This is a genomic window from Paenibacillus tabacirhizosphaerae, assembly GCF_040812395.1.
Lineage (GTDB): Bacteria > Bacillota > Bacilli > Paenibacillales > NBRC-103111 > Paenibacillus_E.
In genome coordinates this window covers 30,911-46,340 of the sequence record NZ_JBFNXH010000023.1, presented here as the reverse complement: position 1 = coordinate 46,340, position 15,430 = coordinate 30,911, and the positions used below count along the sequence as shown (strand labels likewise).

At 49.1% G+C, this 15,430-nt stretch carries 13 protein-coding genes; all 13 read right to left on the bottom strand.

Going from position 1 to position 15,430, the window contains the following annotated elements; translation table 11 throughout:
- Positions 1-21: 21 nt before the first annotated feature.
- On the bottom strand, positions 22-1,437 hold the full coding sequence (gene tilS, locus ABRS97_RS25435) for a tRNA lysidine(34) synthetase TilS (protein ID WP_367818631.1): 1,416 nt from the start codon (positions 1,435-1,437) through the stop codon (positions 22-24).
- Positions 1,438-1,472: 35 nt separating this feature from the next.
- Positions 1,473-2,378 (bottom strand): protein kinase domain-containing protein, encoded by a 906-nt coding sequence (locus ABRS97_RS25430; RefSeq protein ID WP_367818630.1) that lies wholly within the window; start codon positions 2,376-2,378, stop codon positions 1,473-1,475.
- Positions 2,362-3,081, bottom strand: coding sequence for a vWA domain-containing protein (locus ABRS97_RS25425; RefSeq protein WP_367818669.1), 720 nt, complete (start codon positions 3,079-3,081; stop codon positions 2,362-2,364). Before ABRS97_RS25425 ends, ABRS97_RS25430 begins: the two co-directional genes overlap by 17 nt.
- Positions 3,082-3,329: 248 nt before the next feature.
- Positions 3,330-5,822: a stage II sporulation protein E gene (spoIIE, locus tag ABRS97_RS25420; protein WP_367818628.1), complete on the bottom strand. Its 2,493-nt coding sequence runs from the start codon at positions 5,820-5,822 to the stop codon at positions 3,330-3,332.
- A gap of 1,055 nt (positions 5,823-6,877) precedes the next feature.
- The gene (locus ABRS97_RS25415) at positions 6,878-8,008 is read right to left on the bottom strand and encodes an IS110 family RNA-guided transposase (RefSeq protein ID WP_367818627.1); all 1,131 of its coding nucleotides are present in this window, start codon (positions 8,006-8,008) and stop codon (positions 6,878-6,880) included.
- 495 nt (positions 8,009-8,503) lie between these two features.
- A complete protein-coding gene (locus ABRS97_RS25410) occupies positions 8,504-9,085 on the bottom strand; it encodes a S1 domain-containing RNA-binding protein (RefSeq protein WP_367818625.1) in 582 nt (193 codons plus the stop codon).
- 109 nt (positions 9,086-9,194) lie between these two features.
- Positions 9,195-9,515 (bottom strand): FtsB family cell division protein, encoded by a 321-nt coding sequence (locus ABRS97_RS25405; RefSeq protein WP_367818624.1) that lies wholly within the window; start codon positions 9,513-9,515, stop codon positions 9,195-9,197.
- A 16-nt stretch (positions 9,516-9,531) separates the two neighbouring features.
- Positions 9,532-10,107 carry a spore cortex biosynthesis protein YabQ gene (gene yabQ / locus ABRS97_RS25400; protein ID WP_367818623.1) on the bottom strand — a complete coding sequence of 192 codons (576 nt, stop codon included), beginning with the start codon at positions 10,105-10,107 and terminating at the stop codon, positions 9,532-9,534.
- Positions 10,104-10,388: a sporulation protein YabP gene (yabP, locus tag ABRS97_RS25395; protein WP_367818622.1), complete on the bottom strand. Its 285-nt coding sequence runs from the start codon at positions 10,386-10,388 to the stop codon at positions 10,104-10,106. Before yabP ends, yabQ begins: the two co-directional genes overlap by 4 nt.
- A gap of 802 nt (positions 10,389-11,190) precedes the next feature.
- The gene (locus tag ABRS97_RS25390) at positions 11,191-11,454 is read right to left on the bottom strand and encodes an RNA-binding S4 domain-containing protein (protein WP_367818620.1); all 264 of its coding nucleotides are present in this window, start codon (positions 11,452-11,454) and stop codon (positions 11,191-11,193) included.
- The gene (locus ABRS97_RS25385) at positions 11,454-11,726 is read right to left on the bottom strand and encodes an HU family DNA-binding protein (RefSeq protein ID WP_163953595.1); all 273 of its coding nucleotides are present in this window, start codon (positions 11,724-11,726) and stop codon (positions 11,454-11,456) included. Before ABRS97_RS25385 ends, ABRS97_RS25390 begins: the two co-directional genes overlap by 1 nt.
- Positions 11,727-11,889: 163 nt before the next feature.
- Positions 11,890-13,404 carry a bifunctional methyltransferase/pyrophosphohydrolase YabN gene (gene yabN / locus ABRS97_RS25380; protein ID WP_367818619.1) on the bottom strand — a complete coding sequence of 505 codons (1,515 nt, stop codon included), beginning with the start codon at positions 13,402-13,404 and terminating at the stop codon, positions 11,890-11,892.
- A gap of 175 nt (positions 13,405-13,579) precedes the next feature.
- Positions 13,580-15,352, bottom strand: a complete 1,773-nt coding sequence (locus ABRS97_RS25375) for a putative polysaccharide biosynthesis protein (RefSeq protein ID WP_367818617.1) — start codon at positions 15,350-15,352, stop codon at positions 13,580-13,582.
- Between the last annotated feature and the right edge of the window lie 78 nt (positions 15,353-15,430).

Sequence of the window (15,430 nt, the reverse complement as noted above, 5' to 3'; positions counted from 1 at the left end):
AGGCGAACGAAATTTACACTGCTACCTTAGCATCAGCTTCATATGAAGCACACGTTTTGTCTCAGGTCCTACCCATGCATGCTTGGATCTCCGAAAACCTGTAATCCACAGCACATGATCGGACGCATCGACTAACATGGGGATGACATCACGCCGACTTATGGGCATTTTGGCATCGATGAACATATCTTTTACTTTTTTGGATCCGTTTAAACCATGTGGTTCTATCCGATCTCCCGCCTTGCGGCTTCTAACGAATAGCGGCAAGCGCAGCTGATCGAGATCCAAATACACATCTGTTGCTGTCGATGAATGAGCAGACATTTGACTGGCATCTGCATCAATCAACGAGTACATAAGCTTAGCACCCGTCTCCGGCAGGCTCAGCTCGCCTGCATCCAAATCAACCTCATATTGATAAGGACGAGAAGAGGGGGCGAAGGTCTGAAATTGAATAGCTTCATATTCTCTCACTATATAAAGCCGTTCATCCACCTCAAGGACTTGATTAGAAAGCCCACGCTTCATGATCATCTCGCGAATCAACTCGACTCTGGCAAAGATCAGCTTATCCTTTCCCAAACAAAGACAGTTTAATATTAATTTAATCAAACGCCTTTGTAAAGCAACGTGCAGTTCGGTGAAATCTTGCCTCTCCAGACGGCAACTATCGTGCTTGCGAGTAACGATTCGGCGAAAAACCTGCTCGGTTTCCTTTTCCAAATAGTCATCCTCTGCATACATCATCTCCGTCAATCGGTTTAGCGACAACGAAAGCTGCTCATTGTACATCTTCAGCATGGGCAGCACATCAAGTCGCACTTGATTGCGAAAATACTTGCGCAGCTCATTGCTGCTGTCTTGGCAATACGCAATTTCGTGCTCGTCGCAGTATTGCACGAGGTCTGATTTGTATATACGTAGGAAAGGACGAATCAGTTCCACTTTTTTTTCGCGTCTTCGTTCCGGCATACCAACAAGTCCCGAGGGTCCCGTCCCACGAAGAATGCGCATCATCACCGTCTCGGCTTGATCATCGGCATGATGAGCCAGAGCAATACGCTGGGCGCCATAGTTGTCAGCAACCTCGTGCAGGAAAGCGTAGCGCTTCTCACGGGCAGCGGCTTGGCCGTTCATCGAGCTTTCTTCTATATAAGCAGGCACATCAATATCACCTACTTCGCAAGGAAGCCCTAAGCGTGATGCAATCCCCGCCACGAAAGCAGCCTCACCATCGGATTCAGCTCCCCGAAATCGATGATTCACATGTGCTACCACAAGCCTCCAACTATAACGCGCTGAAATGTCAAAAAGGACATGGAGCAGCGCTACAGAATCAGGCCCTCCTGATACCGCAACGACTACCCCATCTCCTGGTTCGATAAACTTTTCTTCTATAATTCTTTGTTCCACCGCGGCAACAAGATACGTGTCCATCTGCCAATCCTTTCTTTACTCGCGCCGTTCCGATTCTACCAATAAATATAGACGGTTGCTCCAAAAATAAACAACGAAGCGGCGAAGCATATTTTTAACCATGGCAGTCTGATCGCGGAAGCGGAAGGCTTTCTGCCCGCAACCAGGCTTTTCCAATAATGGAACGCCTCTTGAGAGGTTTTCATCTGGCCGTTCAACGCTTTATTCAAAAAGGGAGCGAGACGTGCAGCAACCGGATTTTCTCGGATAATGGCATGAAGCTGTTCAATCTCACGATTTTGAGGAAGTGACTGCGAAAACTCAGCGAAGCGATCTTTATGATCAAGCGCCTTTAATATAAGAATAGCAAATGAGAACAAATCATAGCTTTCTTCCGCAACCCGCTCTCCCATTTTCCAAAAACCTCGGTCATAAACCTCAGTCAACTGTTTAATAGCTCTGCCTTTCGGCGTTACACCGCCAAAATCAATTAAATCGACGTCTCCGTAGTTCGATACAATCATATTCTCGATTTTCAGATCGCCGAACACATAACCGCTTCTGTGAAGCTCTGTCAGCTTCTTGAGAAGGTTCGAACCGATGACATACATCCAATCCTGACCACGCTTATGTATAAAATCAGAAATCGTCATCCCATCTATGTATCGCATTACGCAAAAGGGAATTTCCTTCCCTTGCACAATCATATCATCCACGTCAATCAGAAAGCTCTTGAAGGATGTATCCGTGAGCGATAAAGCGTGCAAGGAATTGATTTCCGATTGATGATCTACGGTTTCATGACCTGCTTTAAGGGCGTATCTAGAAGTCCCTCTGCGTACAAGAGCAACGACTCCGTTAGAACCAGCACCTAATAAACGTTCGACCACATACACGCGACCGTTCCATTTTCCTTGGATTTCTGATCCTGGACGAAATGCGTCCTCATACCACGTAGTCACTCATCATCCCATCCTCAACCGGTTGTATGAAAGGCTTTTCTGCAACAAACTGTAACGTATGCAGCAGCGCTGGACCCGTCGGTGTCGTACCCTTCATGTTTATTTTATAGAACATCTTGTCTAGTTTTGCAAGTTCATTCGTCCAATCCAGATCCATTTCTACTTCTTCGTCTCTATTTTTGGTAGCCGGAAAGTGGAAAACGGCCAGTTCACTCTTCCCGGCGCGCGCTCTCAAACTAAGCAGCAAATCATGAATAGCCTCACGTACAGCAGCAAGTTTGGGCCTCATGCTCGCACTAGCATCTATTAATAAAGCAACCCTTAAGGACGAAGTTTCGCTCATATTATCAATCACTTGAACAACTTCAGCGCGCTGATGGGGCGGAAGCTGCTCTAGCTGCGTAGTCCCCAGAATATGCTGCAATTCTTTGCCGACAGCCTGTTGAATCGTACTGGCAACAGTTTTACGTGTCATCATTTGAACGGTTTGCGACAGATGACCCGAATTGACGATACGGCTCATGCCGCCTCCCGCGGCTGCAATCTCTCGTATTTCTTCAGAACCTAGCATCCCTAGTTCCCCTTGATCGACAACACCAATCACATTCACAGTGATGCCTTCCGCATGGGCTTGAGCCGCCGCTATCACCGGGCTAACGCCCACGTTCGAACATCCATCCGTAATAAGCAGAATCTGTTTCATCATGTCATTTGCCTCCCTGGCACAAGAAAAGGTTAGTTATCTAGCAGCTACCTTCTTAGTTTTTCCATTTGAGAGGGAGTCTAATCATAGAGGGAGAATATAGCTGGAAGTCGATCTTCCTGTGAAGGTAATTCGATAGTTAGCCGACTCTAAATCTGAAGAGCTGATAGAATAACAAATTCCAATACTAGTAGGCACAATCCAAAAAGCTGCAACAGCGCCCTCTGCTGTTACAGCTTTTATCCTGATCAGCTGACGGTCTTCGGCCGCTCCATCCGTGTAAGGCCTGGCCAACGAAAAGTCGCCCATTCCGGCTGACTCTTCTCCACTCGGGCGACGACAACCGTCATGTCGTCTTGAATTTCGCCCTGATGATAGCGGAAAATGCGCTCCAGCAAGCAATCCGCGAAATCCTGCGGCGAGGTGGTATCGATCTCATGAATCATCCGCTTCATCCACATCTCCTTGTTAACCGCCGGGCCTGGCGCGTCGTAGATGCCATCCGTCATCATAACGAGGATGTCGCCGGACTGCAGCGGAATCGAAACGAGATCAACTTCAATATCTTGCAAAATGCCGACCGGCAAGTTATTCGCCGAGATGGGAATGACTTCGCTTCCCCGCTTAATGAAGCTCGGGGTTGAACCGATTTTCATAAACGTCGTGTTCGCGTTATACATATCGATCAAAGCCATATCGACCGTTGCGTACATCTCGTCCGACGAGCGGAGCATGAGCACTGAGTTGAGCGACTTAATCGCGAGCTTCTCGTCCATGCCCGACTGCAGCAGCTGCTGCAGGATGGTCAGCGCCGTCGAGCTCTCCGCTCGCGCGCGCTCGCCGTTGCCCATGCCGTCGCTGAGTGCTACGGCATACTTGCCATTGCCCAGCTCCACCGTGGAGAAGCTGTCGCCCGAGAAGAGATCGCCGCCTTTGGCTGCGCCGGCGACTCCAGTCTCCACCTCGTATTCTTTGGCGGAGCCGAATACGACCGTGCTGTACCCCTCGCCGCGCTCGTGCATCTCCTCACGCTTCACGGCGACATTCTCGCCGAGGATTTCGCTGAGGATCGGCGCGATGATTTTACGGCATTCATCAAATCCTTTCGTATATTGATGAATAATTTCGATCTCCACATTCCCTTCGTCCAAGGAAATGATATCGATGGTATGAATCGACAAGCCAAGTTCCTCTAGCGCACTGCGAATTTGCTCCTCTTGGAAATAGAGCTCCTGCCCTTCCCGCTTAATCTCTTTAGCGAGATCTTCCATGACTTGAGAGACACCGGCTAGCTGGTCCGCCACAAGCTGACGGCTGTCCATGATCTGCTTTTTCCAGTGCATATCATTCTTATAGAGACCGTACTGACTCTTCATCACATCCAATACCTGATCAGTACGGTTGCAAACTTTCTTCCATTCCTGCGGAATTTCCTTCTTCGTCATTTCCTCCTTCATTTCTATGCTTGTCATCACATCGGTCATAAACGTGTACGTCTGGTAAAATTTCTGATCCCAGCACTGGTTCTTCTTCCAGCAAGTTTGACACGTTTTCTGTGTTACCGCATTCATAAAATGTCCGACATCTTCCTCTCTGCGACTTTCCGCATTTTCTGTAGTCAGTTGTTTAAAACTGCGCGCCAGCTGGCGAAAAACTTCCGAAAATTGTTCCACGCGCCCTGCCGTCACATCGCGCACCCGCTTGGCATAGTCCTGCTGCGTCTTCAAATTCTCCTGTGTGCCAGGTACGTATTTGGCAAGTGTTTGAACGAAACTGCGTGGTGTCAACAGAAAAAGCGCAACCGCCGCAAGGGATTCCCACGTAGAGTTGATAACATCCACACCCGATCCCATATAAAAGGACAGAATGGAGGATCCCAGCAGCATCCCAAAAGCGACCGCCAAGCGATTGCCCTCTTTCAAAAGTCCAGCCAGCATGCCTGAAAAAGCCAGTAAACTCATTTGGTAAATGGCACTGCTGTTCGCCAAGCTCAGAATGAGTCCTGTAATAACCCCGACCGAAGCACCGAATGGGGCGCCTCCGACCAGTGCGAACAATAGAATTAAATAGCGCGACAGCACATGTTCCACGTAAACCGGACCTATTTGCCAACTCACGGTTCCTGTCATAACGGAAGCTAGCAAAATGATAAGGCAAATGATTTCTTCGTGTTTAAGATGATAGTTTTTCCGGGTGAGAGTGAACACAGGTATCGCTTGAATAAAAATTAATGTGAGAACGAGCGAGAGCAGGGACTCTACAGCAATCATCATGACGGAGTACCAGCTTAAATTGGAGACGACGAGCTGAGCGAACAATTGTACCAGAAACGTGGCGGTAAACACCTGAAGCGGTGCTATCGAAACATCTGACCGTTCGAATTTCTCGAAAGCCTTCTGCATCATCAGGAAAACGATCATCTCCGTCACAATGTAGCCTGTATGTGCTCCTTGCGATAATAAACTCCCTGCAAACACGGCTATGCCTACCCAGTGCAGAAGATCTCTTCGTGTAAAATAAATAACGGCGAAAAATGCTAAAGCAAATGGAGACAGCTGCTCTAGAATCATAGCGCGACCAAGCAAAAAGCCCATCACGACGAGCAGCATCGCCCACTTCTTGGCAACGAATGCTTGTACGAATCGATTTTCTACTGCTGCGCTATGCGCGCTCGTTTTCGCCTTTTGCCAAAATCCCGACCATTGTCCGCCGATCGCAGTGACTACGTTTTTTCTTTGCATCTTCCCCACACCTTCCATTTCCTCGATATTGTTTCTCTAGTATAGGGATAATCTAGCAGAAAGTTTGTCAGAATGAGTTGGTAGATTCGAAGAAATTTCCGACAAGAGCCGGCGGCTTTGTCACCACCCCTCAGCCCTTACCCTGTCTTGGTTTACGGAATTCATTTCAGACCTTAAAGTCTGATCGACCCGAACTTTCACCCCGCACATGAGGGAGATACCCGTAACTTGATGTCGATTAAGGTGTATCCTCTTGGATTAGCGACTTGCGTTTGTCCGGGAAATAAGAAAAACGCCTCGCGGCGTCCTTGGTAAACACCATATGTTGGCGCATGGGGAGTGGATTGGGAATGGGGTTCCGACCATTTCTTGAACGATTTCAAATACGGGAACTAGCGCCTCTCCACCCCACACCCATCCCTTCTTCTTAACTTTGAGCTGCCTTCCACTACTCTTTTCCATTACGGGTTATCGCCCAGTTGTAATGACAGAACTAGGGTGCGCTATTTCTTTAAACTTCCTGTTTTTTAATAGTGACGAGGAACTGTGATGCGTTGATAAGAACGAAACCTGCAACTCCTAGCACGGAGTTCCTTATTTCGGCATCACTAAAGTGAGCCTGTCAAGCGCTCTTCTTTACAGGCGGTCTTTCTTTTCATACTGGATCCTCGGTCCGGCTGATCATGCCGGACCCTGCCTTACGGCGAGTAATGGGGTGCAGGGGGCGTGCTCCCTGCATTCTTTTTTGTTTGAAGTGATGCTCACATGGCTACATTCCTTGGCACGAAGGCAAAATGGGATTTGGCGCCGGCTGGCACGCTGATATACGTGGATTCTCACAAGTTAATAGATACGACCAGAGAGTAGCCTGCTTGCTAATGACGAGCGTGAAGCTTCCTATTTTCTGGAGCTTGCTCAAACGCATCTCGCGGATTTTCTCTCTGCCTTGCTTAGTTACTTTGCCTTCGAGCCAAAGAATGTAATTCATGGTAAGTATCGAACCTCGGGCATCCAACCTTTCTGACGATTTTATGTGAGGACAGGATTTTGTAATTTTAAACCGAAGCGGTTGCTTGTTTTTGTTTGTCTATCTCTTTTGCAATAGCCCAAATGAATCCCAAAAGTTCTCTGGCTACTGCTGCCGTAATTGTGCCTTTATGCTTTCCTTTTGCCGACAAGTGTTTATACTTGCGATTAAGCCTTTTTTGTGCGTTCCACGAAATTTCTTGAATTTCAGGACTCAGTCCATTTAACCGCTCTCGAAGCGCTCTTCGTACGGCGGGTGAGTGCCGATAGCTCCAAGCGGCCTCGATCAGAACTCTGCGGATATGTGCGTTGCCGGCTTTGGTAATTCCGCCTTGCCAGCGGCTGGCTCCGCTTGAATGCTCGCTAGGGACTAACCCTGAATAAGACATCAACAGCCCAGGATGAGGAAAACGTCCCGCGATGTCTCCTAGTTCTGCTGCTAGGGTCGTCGCCGTAATAAGTGCAACGCCTCGCAGAGCCTGTAAGGCTTTGATCATGGGTGACTGGCAGCTTGATGTTGCTTGTTTCTCCATCTCTTGTTCATAGCGCTGAATGCGCTGAACGGCTTCCCGAATGTTGTTGCGATATTCCTGAAAAACGATATCTTCGCACGCTCGCTCGAAACGCAGTGTATCCAGCCATTCTTCATGAGCAAAACTCCAAGGTCTCTTTCCCTGTGGAAGCAGCAGTTGATGCCGTAACAAAAATTTCATCAATCGTTGCCGGCTGCGATTCTGATCCTCTACCGCATCTTCTCTCGCCCGAACCAGATCTCGGAGTGCCTCGTCTTCAGGTTTAGGTACATAGATGGCGGTTAATTCTCTCGCTCGCCAAAGCTGAGCCAGCCGGATTGCATCTTTTTTATCTGTTTTAATTCTTGTATTCCTTGTTAACGCGGCAGTCGGGGCCACGACGCTACAGTCAACGAAAAATTCCAGGAACCAACGACGCAGGTCAAATCCAGTAGGTCCTGCTTCGTAACAAACATCTAACTTAACGTCGCCTTCTTTTGTTAATTGTCCGACAAGCTTTCGAACCGCTTCTTTTGTGTGCGGAATACTCCCCCAATATCTTGGCGTATCTCTGCCCTCGTCTGCAATGGCAATAACAATTTTATCCTTGGATACGTCTAAACCTACATACTTTACGGCAATACTCATAGTAAACCGACTCCTTTTGTGTTTAGCTCTGATTTTGAAAGATTGGGTTGTTTTTTTGCTAACATCCATTCTTCACAAAATTAACCTACGTTACGCAAAGTGGCAGTCGGTTTCGTTCATTTTAACTAAACAGGTAATTGCTAGCGTGTAGTCCCAAATTTCTTATGCATAGCGTACTGTAGTTCCGCGAAATGCCCATTCAAGCCGATATAACTAGCCATAACGCACCGTAGTTCCGCTAGCCCGCTCATGATAACGCTTTCAAATAATCCGTGGTTCGATGAACCGCTTACATACCATCTCTCCAAACCTAGCTTGCTCCCCGTAAAACAACATATCGATTCTATAACCTTAAGGATAAACGACTCCATCTTCCTTTCAGGGACGAGCGTTTGTCAAGGTAGATGCGCAGAAAAAGTATAAAACTTATACTTTCTTATCTACACAAAAAACCACATCCGCCTTAGCGAATGTGGTCCTTCCTGTACTCATCTATTAATCTCTTCTTCCGCCCCGACCACCGCGTTTGGACTCGGTGTTCTTCTTCAAGGACGAAATCCGCTCTTCACTGTCTTTTAGGAAACGAGAAACTTTATCTTCGAAGGAAAATGGTCTAGCGCCGCCTTGCTGCTTGTTAAAGCCTCCGCGTCCACCACCACCGCCGCCGCGATTGAAGCCTCCGCCACCGCCGGGACGTCCGCCGCCACCGCCGCCTGGAGGGCCGCTACGTTCTCCGCCGCCTGGGCGTGAGCTTTGGAACCCTGGACGATCTCCACTTGGGCGTCCTTGATAGCTACCGCCACCTTGTCGTTCAGGACGAGCTGGTCTTTCCTCAACTGGCTTATCAATCGTCTGCTTGATTGACAGTCCGATCTTGCCATCCTTGTCCACGTTAATCACTTTGACCATTACTTTGTCTTCCAGCTTCAAATGGTCATTAACGTCTTTCACATAATTGTCCGCAATCTCTGAGATGTGAACAAGACCGGTAACTCCTTCAGCAAGCTCGACGAATGCTCCAAAGTGAGTAATCCCCGTCACTCTACCCTCTAACTTGGTGCCCACTTCAATTGCCATAAAGTAAAATGTTCCTCCCTTAAAATGTTGAAAACACTGGCTACGCCGATTATAACCGATGGAGAAACCACGGTCAACAAGGCAATTGCCCTCTTCTACATCCTGCCTATTATTGCGACTTCGAGACACTTAAAGGCGTCTCTCCGTTCTTGGTATAATGAAAATCTCTGCGAATGATCTGATCCAAATATTCATCGTTATGTAGCCGTGATATTTCTTTCTTCATCTGGTCATTTACCTTGCCTGCATCAGCAAGCTTTTGCTCCAAATCGGTCACGACACTGCTCTTTTCATGAAGTTTGGCGAACTGACCATAAATATTTACAGCTGCCCAGCTCATAAAACACAAAACAAGGATCATCAGAAAACGAAGTCTTCGTTTTGAGCCTTTGCCGCTGCGCTTAGGTGGAACGGTTGCTTGTGCTTGCATGAATAGGAATGCCCTCCTACTTAGAGAATAACCTGCGGTAAATCGCGGCGATTTTCCCGTACAGCTTCTTCAGCCATTCTGGAACCACGAAATATTTATGCACAGGCCGAGTCATCCAGTGAAGCAATCTCCACAAAGGATAGAGCAATTGTAGCACAATTTTATAAAGGAATATAGCTACAGCAAGCAAAAAACCTAAAATTATCACGGTTAGACGATATAAGCCAATAATCGGTTTGATTATCAAAAGTTCGACAGTCCTGCGAATAAACCGGTATAACGCGACCACAATCCGAATCAGGAGTAACGTCAACCGGATGATCCAGATGCTGAGCAGCGCAAAATAAAAACAAATACCGATCCCCATCCCGAGAAAAATGAACACGCGGATTTGTCCTTCATTGCTGTAAATAAGCATGCGAAACACGAGGATTGTCGCCACAATCCAGTACAAAACATCAATAAGCGAAATCGTCCAACGGGGCAATCTCAGTTTACCCGAAAGTACACGGAATACATCGAACATTGAACCCAAGGCGATTCCACTCAAGAACATCATGAAGATCGTCTGAAATTGAACATGTAAAGTCACTTGAATAACTTACCAAGGAATCCCTTGGATTTCTCCTGGGAGTTTCCGTCCACATATGCCAATTCATTCACTAATCCTTCTATGGCGACTAACCCTTGTTCCAAGCTTAGATTCTTAATATGCAAATTCTGTCCTTTAATCATCAAATAGCCCATTTCCGTTTCAAGGAGGAACTCTTCGCTATCAAAGCTTTCTACATTCAAAACTCCGGAGATTTCCAAGAGCTTGCGATTCAACATTTTAATTTCCTGGCGCTTGTTATTTTTCATGGGATCAATCATGGCCTGTACCCCTCCTTCATCTATCACTACGATATGGAGGGATGTCCACTTTTAGAACAATAATCGCTGCATGTTGGTATAAATAAACCTGAGGCTATGCCTCAGGTCCTTGTCTAAACCCATACGTTTGAGCAAGGGAGGGAATTGGGTGTTGAGGGTTCCTACCGCTATCGCTTTTCCACCCCACAGCCCTTCCCTTTCTGTGCTACTCTGTGCTGCCTTCCACTTCTCTTTTCCCTAACCTGTCTTCCATCCGGTACCCCTGCCCATGAACACCCCTGCAAGATTCCGGGGGCATTTCGCCTCCGGTAAGCTTCACAAGAAAACCGAAGAGCTACTGCCGGACCGCCAATTTCCCGTGCACAGCGATTTCGACGGAACTGCGAAGCCTTATTCCACGGTAACGTCCCTTTTCTCCCCCTGAAGAGGAACTGTGGTGCGTTAAATGAGTGAAAATATGCCTGAAACCGCCTACAGCCCAGCATTTCCTGCTTGTAACGCACGGTAGTTCCACGAAATATCCATACAACCGAAAATACCCTCACAACGCATCTACGTTCCGCTCACCCGTGCAAAAGGACGATCTATCGCAGATCGAAGCGGTATGGAGTGATCCAAAACCGCTGTGGCAAAACAGCTGTAGCACTTCCGGATCTTCCGCGTCCATCCTGTCAAATGCCCGCACCACACGATGCATGCGAAATCTCTCCGCTCTGCGATCTCGTCACACACAAACCTGCGACGTTAAAAAAGCCCGAGATCCCTTTTCAGGAATCCCGAGCTATCTAAGAAATTCACTTATTTATTCTGGTTGGAACGCTTCTTCCTTCAGCAGGGTGTACATCTGCGCAGCGTCTTCCTTGCGAGTCGACTCGGCAAGCGCCTCTACGCGAACCGTCACCTTTTTCTGACCGAATTGAATCGCGAGTTCATCTCCGACTTTCACATTCGTGCTGGCCTTCGCATCTCTGCCGTTAACCCAGACGCGTCCTTGGTCGGATACATCCTTTGCCACCGTGCGGCGTTTGATCAGGCGGGATACTTTAAGAAACTTGTCAAGGCGCATTATTTTACAGCGTCTTTAAGTTTGTTGCCTGCTTTGAACGCAGGAACTTTGGACTCGGCAATCACGATTGGGCTGCCTGTTTGCGGGTTACGGCCCGTACGACCAGAACGTTTACGAGTTTCAAATGTACCGAAACCGATTAGTTGTACTTTATCTCCGGATGAAAGCGCATCAGTAACTTCACCAAGGAACCCATTCAATACCGCTTCTACATCTTTCTTAGTCAAGCCGCTTTTTTCTGCGATGTTGTTGATCAAATCTGTTTTGTTCATGAGTTTTATATACCTCCTAAAAATATTTGAAGATCAAGTCTTCTATGTACCATGCTGGAAAGCAGAGCGATTTTGAACTACGTTCAAAGATCCCTGTGTCGTATTTCCATATTCAACCTTACACCCAACTAAGTATTCTTCTTTTTTCGCCAAAATCCTTCTATTAAGGTATAAGTTTTGTAACTTTTTTTGCCTCTTGCCAGTACATTTCCATCTCTGATAAATCAGTTTGCTCAAAAGAAAGTCCTCTTAAACGTAGCTGTTCCTCGATATAGGAAAATCTTTGCACGAATTTACGGTTCGTCTGAGCGATCGCTTCTTCAGGATCAACCTTAAGGAAACGGGCCAGATTCACGATAGAAAACAGCAAATCGCCCAGTTCCTCCAGCTTCTCCGCCGCTCCCTGACTTTCCATCGCCTGACGCAGCTCGCCTAGCTCCTCTTCGACCTTATTCAGCACCTCGCTCGCCTCGGACCAATCAAAACCAACCGTCGCCGCTTTCTTCTGCAGCTTCCACGCCTTCATCAATCCCGGCAGATCGCGCGGTACACCGTCCAACACGGATTGCTTCGTCACGTCGATCCCTTTCTTTCGTTTCTCCTCTGCTTTCATGGCATTCCAGTTCACTAACGCCTCATCGGCATTTTCAGCAGCATGGTCGCCAAAAACATGCGGATGGCGTCGAATAAGCTTCTCGTTGAGCGTCGAGATGACATCGTACACCGTAAATGCGCCGGTCTCTTCTTCCATCTGAGCATGCAGCATGACTTGTAAAAGCAGATCGCCCAGCTCTTCGCACATATGTTCCGGATCGTCTTCATCAATCGTTTCAAGTACTTCGTATGCTTCCTCGATAAGATTTTTGCGGAGGCTGGCATGCGTCTGTTCGCGATCCCACGGGCACCCTTCGGGACTTCGCAGAATCTGGACGATTTCGTGCAATCGACCAAAGGAACGGTAATGGTCTTGATCCTGTTCGCTCTTCGGCACCCAGACCAGAGATAAATTACCATACCCTTCAATATGATCAAGCTCGTAAAGCGGCACTTCCAGGATTCGTTCTGCGCCTGCTACGCCCAATGAATGGCCGACTACGACTCTGTATTCATCGGGATAAGCTTCCATGAGGCTAATTTTTAGGTCAGATGCTGTGTAAGTATCATAGACTTGCCCGATGACGGTATGCAGCCGGGGATTGAGCGAGTAGCGGTTGAGGCTGGTCGCATCAAGCAGTTGAAAGCCGTCAATCGGATCGAAGCCAAAGCGCAAAAAAGCTTGATCCAGGAAGCTCTCGCCACCTAGCAGATTTAGCGAAATGTTCGCTGCCGGACAGCGCTGTTTGAGCAGCTGAACCGTGAACTCGGCGACCATGGGATGCCCGGGAACCGCGTAAATGACTTCTATCGGCTGCTGCTTAGCCGCTTGGATTAAGGCATCCGCGATAGACTCGTACACCTGCTCGAAGCTTTGGTGAGCGACATAATTAGCATCAAAGGTTTGGTAAGGGATCTGATTGTCATCCAGCATACGTACCATGGGATGGTCGTTCGTGCGCAAATATAGCACTGCTTGCGATTGGGAGGCTAGCTGGAGCTTCTTCCATACGCCTAGCGTCAATTGATCTTCATCGCCAGTGCCTAGGCCGACGACCGTAATTTGCGGATTTAACGTTGACATAAGGGGTGACACCTCCGTTTTGGATGGAATTTTTGAGTGGAAGCCGTATGTATGATGACGATATAAAGGAAAAACCGCAGTGGCAGTGCCAACGGTGGTGCCAGAGCTGTTGGCGTGTAGAGCGTTTACTTCAACAAGACCGTAGGAGCACTACTCGCGCGCCGCGACGCTGCGCTTAGCGCTCGTCTGGCGCAGCGCCAGCGTGTGCCTTCGCTGGCGGCAGCACTTTCGCCAGGACCGGAGCGAGCTTCCGGTCCAGCTCCGGCATCAGCCGCAGCTCCTCGCGGCTGATGCTGCCGCTGCGCAGCAGCACAAAGGCGTAGACGGCTGCGCCGCCGACTACACAGATGAGTGCGATTGCGCTATAGCCCAATCGCTCAGGCACATGCCAGGCCGCCAGCGCGGGCCTGGCCAGCAGTTGCAGCGCTGCGAGGCAGACGCCCATGCCCGCCACGGCCAGCGCGGGGCTGACGGCGTACGGCCGCAGCGCGAAGCGCGCCCCGGTGCAGCGTGCCAGCTGCACCAGGTTTAGCCCCGCAGCAGCGGCATAGGCGACCACAGCGCTGAGCGCTGCGCCGTCGATGCCCCAGCGGGGCATGAGCCACACGTTGCCGAGTGCTTTCAGCACGATGGCAACGAGCAGGGCTTTGGCCGGCGTGCGGATCGCGCCGGCGCCTTGGAGAACGCTGGCGGTGACAGCGTTCAGCGTGCTGAACAGGGCTGTGAAGGCCAGCATGGCCATGGTCCAGCTAGCCTCGCTGCTCTTGTACAGCATCACGTTAATCGGCACTGCCGCAAAGGCAAGTCCGAAGGAGGCTCCGAGACCAACCAGCCACGAGAGGCGTACGGCCATCTCCGCGCGGCTGCGGATCAGCCCTTCTTGCCCTTTCACCTTCGCTTCAGCGATAGCAGGGACTAGCACGGCTGACATTGAAGATGCAATCATAACGACAAGCTGCACTAACGGCAAACCACGGTTATACAGCCCGAACTGACGCATCGCTTGGGCCTCGCTCCCCTGCGCAACTTCAAGCAACCGCGGCATTGTGAACGTATCGACCAGTGTCAGCAGAGGGACAACGATAGCACCTAGACAAACAGGTATCGCATACACAGTAATTTTCTTTGCCCACTGCCACTGCGAATAAGTATCACTATCTCCTTTTGTTTCCGCGCTATTTTCTTTGATGTCGATTTCTCCGCTGCCCTCCATGTTCGCAACGCCGCTCCTCGTCCACCCTGCTTGCTCTCGAGCCCGCTTCTGTTGATCCTTTCGCCAATAAACATACATCACTAACAGGCCGGCGCCTGCCCCTGTAACCGAGCCAAATGTCGCACCGGCAGCAATCCACGCTTCATCATACGCTAAAGCTACAAGATACAGCAGCAAGGCAACCATCGTGATGACTCTAATCAACTGTTCAATCACCTGGGATACCGCTGTTGGCACCATATTCTGATAACCTTGAAAATATCCGCGCAGCACCGCCAAGCACGGTGACAGTAGCAAAGCAAAGGATACGCTCCGGATCGCCTGTTCCGTCTGACTGATTCCAATCCAGCCTGCCAGCACGCCAGCGCCGAAATAAAGAAGCAGGAATAGCGCAGTGCCCGATCCCATGAGAATCACGGACGACACATATACGATCCGTTTTGCGCCTCGATCGTCGCCGAGAACTGCTCGTTCCGCAACGAATTTGGAAACTGCGACAGGAAACCCCGCAGTCGCTGCAAATAAAATCAAAATATAAAGCGGGTACACCGCATTATATACGCCAAAGGCTGTATCCCCTGCTACGTTTTGCAGTGGAATTTTCTGCAGGGTTCCCAGTAATTTAGAAAGAACCGCAGCTGCCCCCAATACAGCGGCTCCCTTGAGCAGAGCAGGGGTCTGTTTACTGGCGTTCTTCCGGGGCTGGGTTCCCCTCTCGTGGGCGTCCTGCATCATCCCGCTCCTCTCACTTGCTGAATACATATAGGAGTATTATATCGGAATCCGCTAATCGCCACAAAAAAAGCTTCGCTT

Excerpts from the sequence above, each read along its gene's own strand:
- ABRS97_RS25425 (WP_367818669.1), bottom strand. The coding sequence starts at position 3,081 with ATGAAACAGATTCTGCTTATTACGGATGGATGTTCGAACGTGGGCGTT.
- ABRS97_RS25390 (WP_367818620.1), bottom strand. The coding sequence starts at position 11,454 with ATGCGCCTTGACAAGTTTCTTAAAGTATCCCGCCTGATCAAACGCCGC.
- ABRS97_RS25375 (WP_367818617.1), bottom strand. The coding sequence starts at position 15,352 with ATGATGCAGGACGCCCACGAGAGGGGAACCCAGCCCCGGAAGAACGCC.
- yabN (WP_367818619.1), bottom strand. The coding sequence starts at position 13,404 with ATGTCAACGTTAAATCCGCAAATTACGGTCGTCGGCCTAGGCACTGGC.
- ABRS97_RS25410 (WP_367818625.1), bottom strand. The coding sequence starts at position 9,085 with ATGGCAATTGAAGTGGGCACCAAGTTAGAGGGTAGAGTGACGGGGATT.
- yabP (WP_367818622.1), bottom strand. The coding sequence starts at position 10,388 with ATGATTGATCCCATGAAAAATAACAAGCGCCAGGAAATTAAAATGTTG.
- tilS (WP_367818631.1), bottom strand. The coding sequence starts at position 1,437 with ATGGACACGTATCTTGTTGCCGCGGTGGAACAAAGAATTATAGAAGAA.
- ABRS97_RS25405 (WP_367818624.1), bottom strand. The coding sequence starts at position 9,515 with ATGCAAGCACAAGCAACCGTTCCACCTAAGCGCAGCGGCAAAGGCTCA.
- spoIIE (WP_367818628.1), bottom strand. The coding sequence starts at position 5,822 with ATGCAAAGAAAAAACGTAGTCACTGCGATCGGCGGACAATGGTCGGGA.
- ABRS97_RS25385 (WP_163953595.1), bottom strand. The coding sequence starts at position 11,726 with ATGAACAAAACAGATTTGATCAACAACATCGCAGAAAAAAGCGGCTTG.
- ABRS97_RS25415 (WP_367818627.1), bottom strand. The coding sequence starts at position 8,008 with ATGAGTATTGCCGTAAAGTATGTAGGTTTAGACGTATCCAAGGATAAA.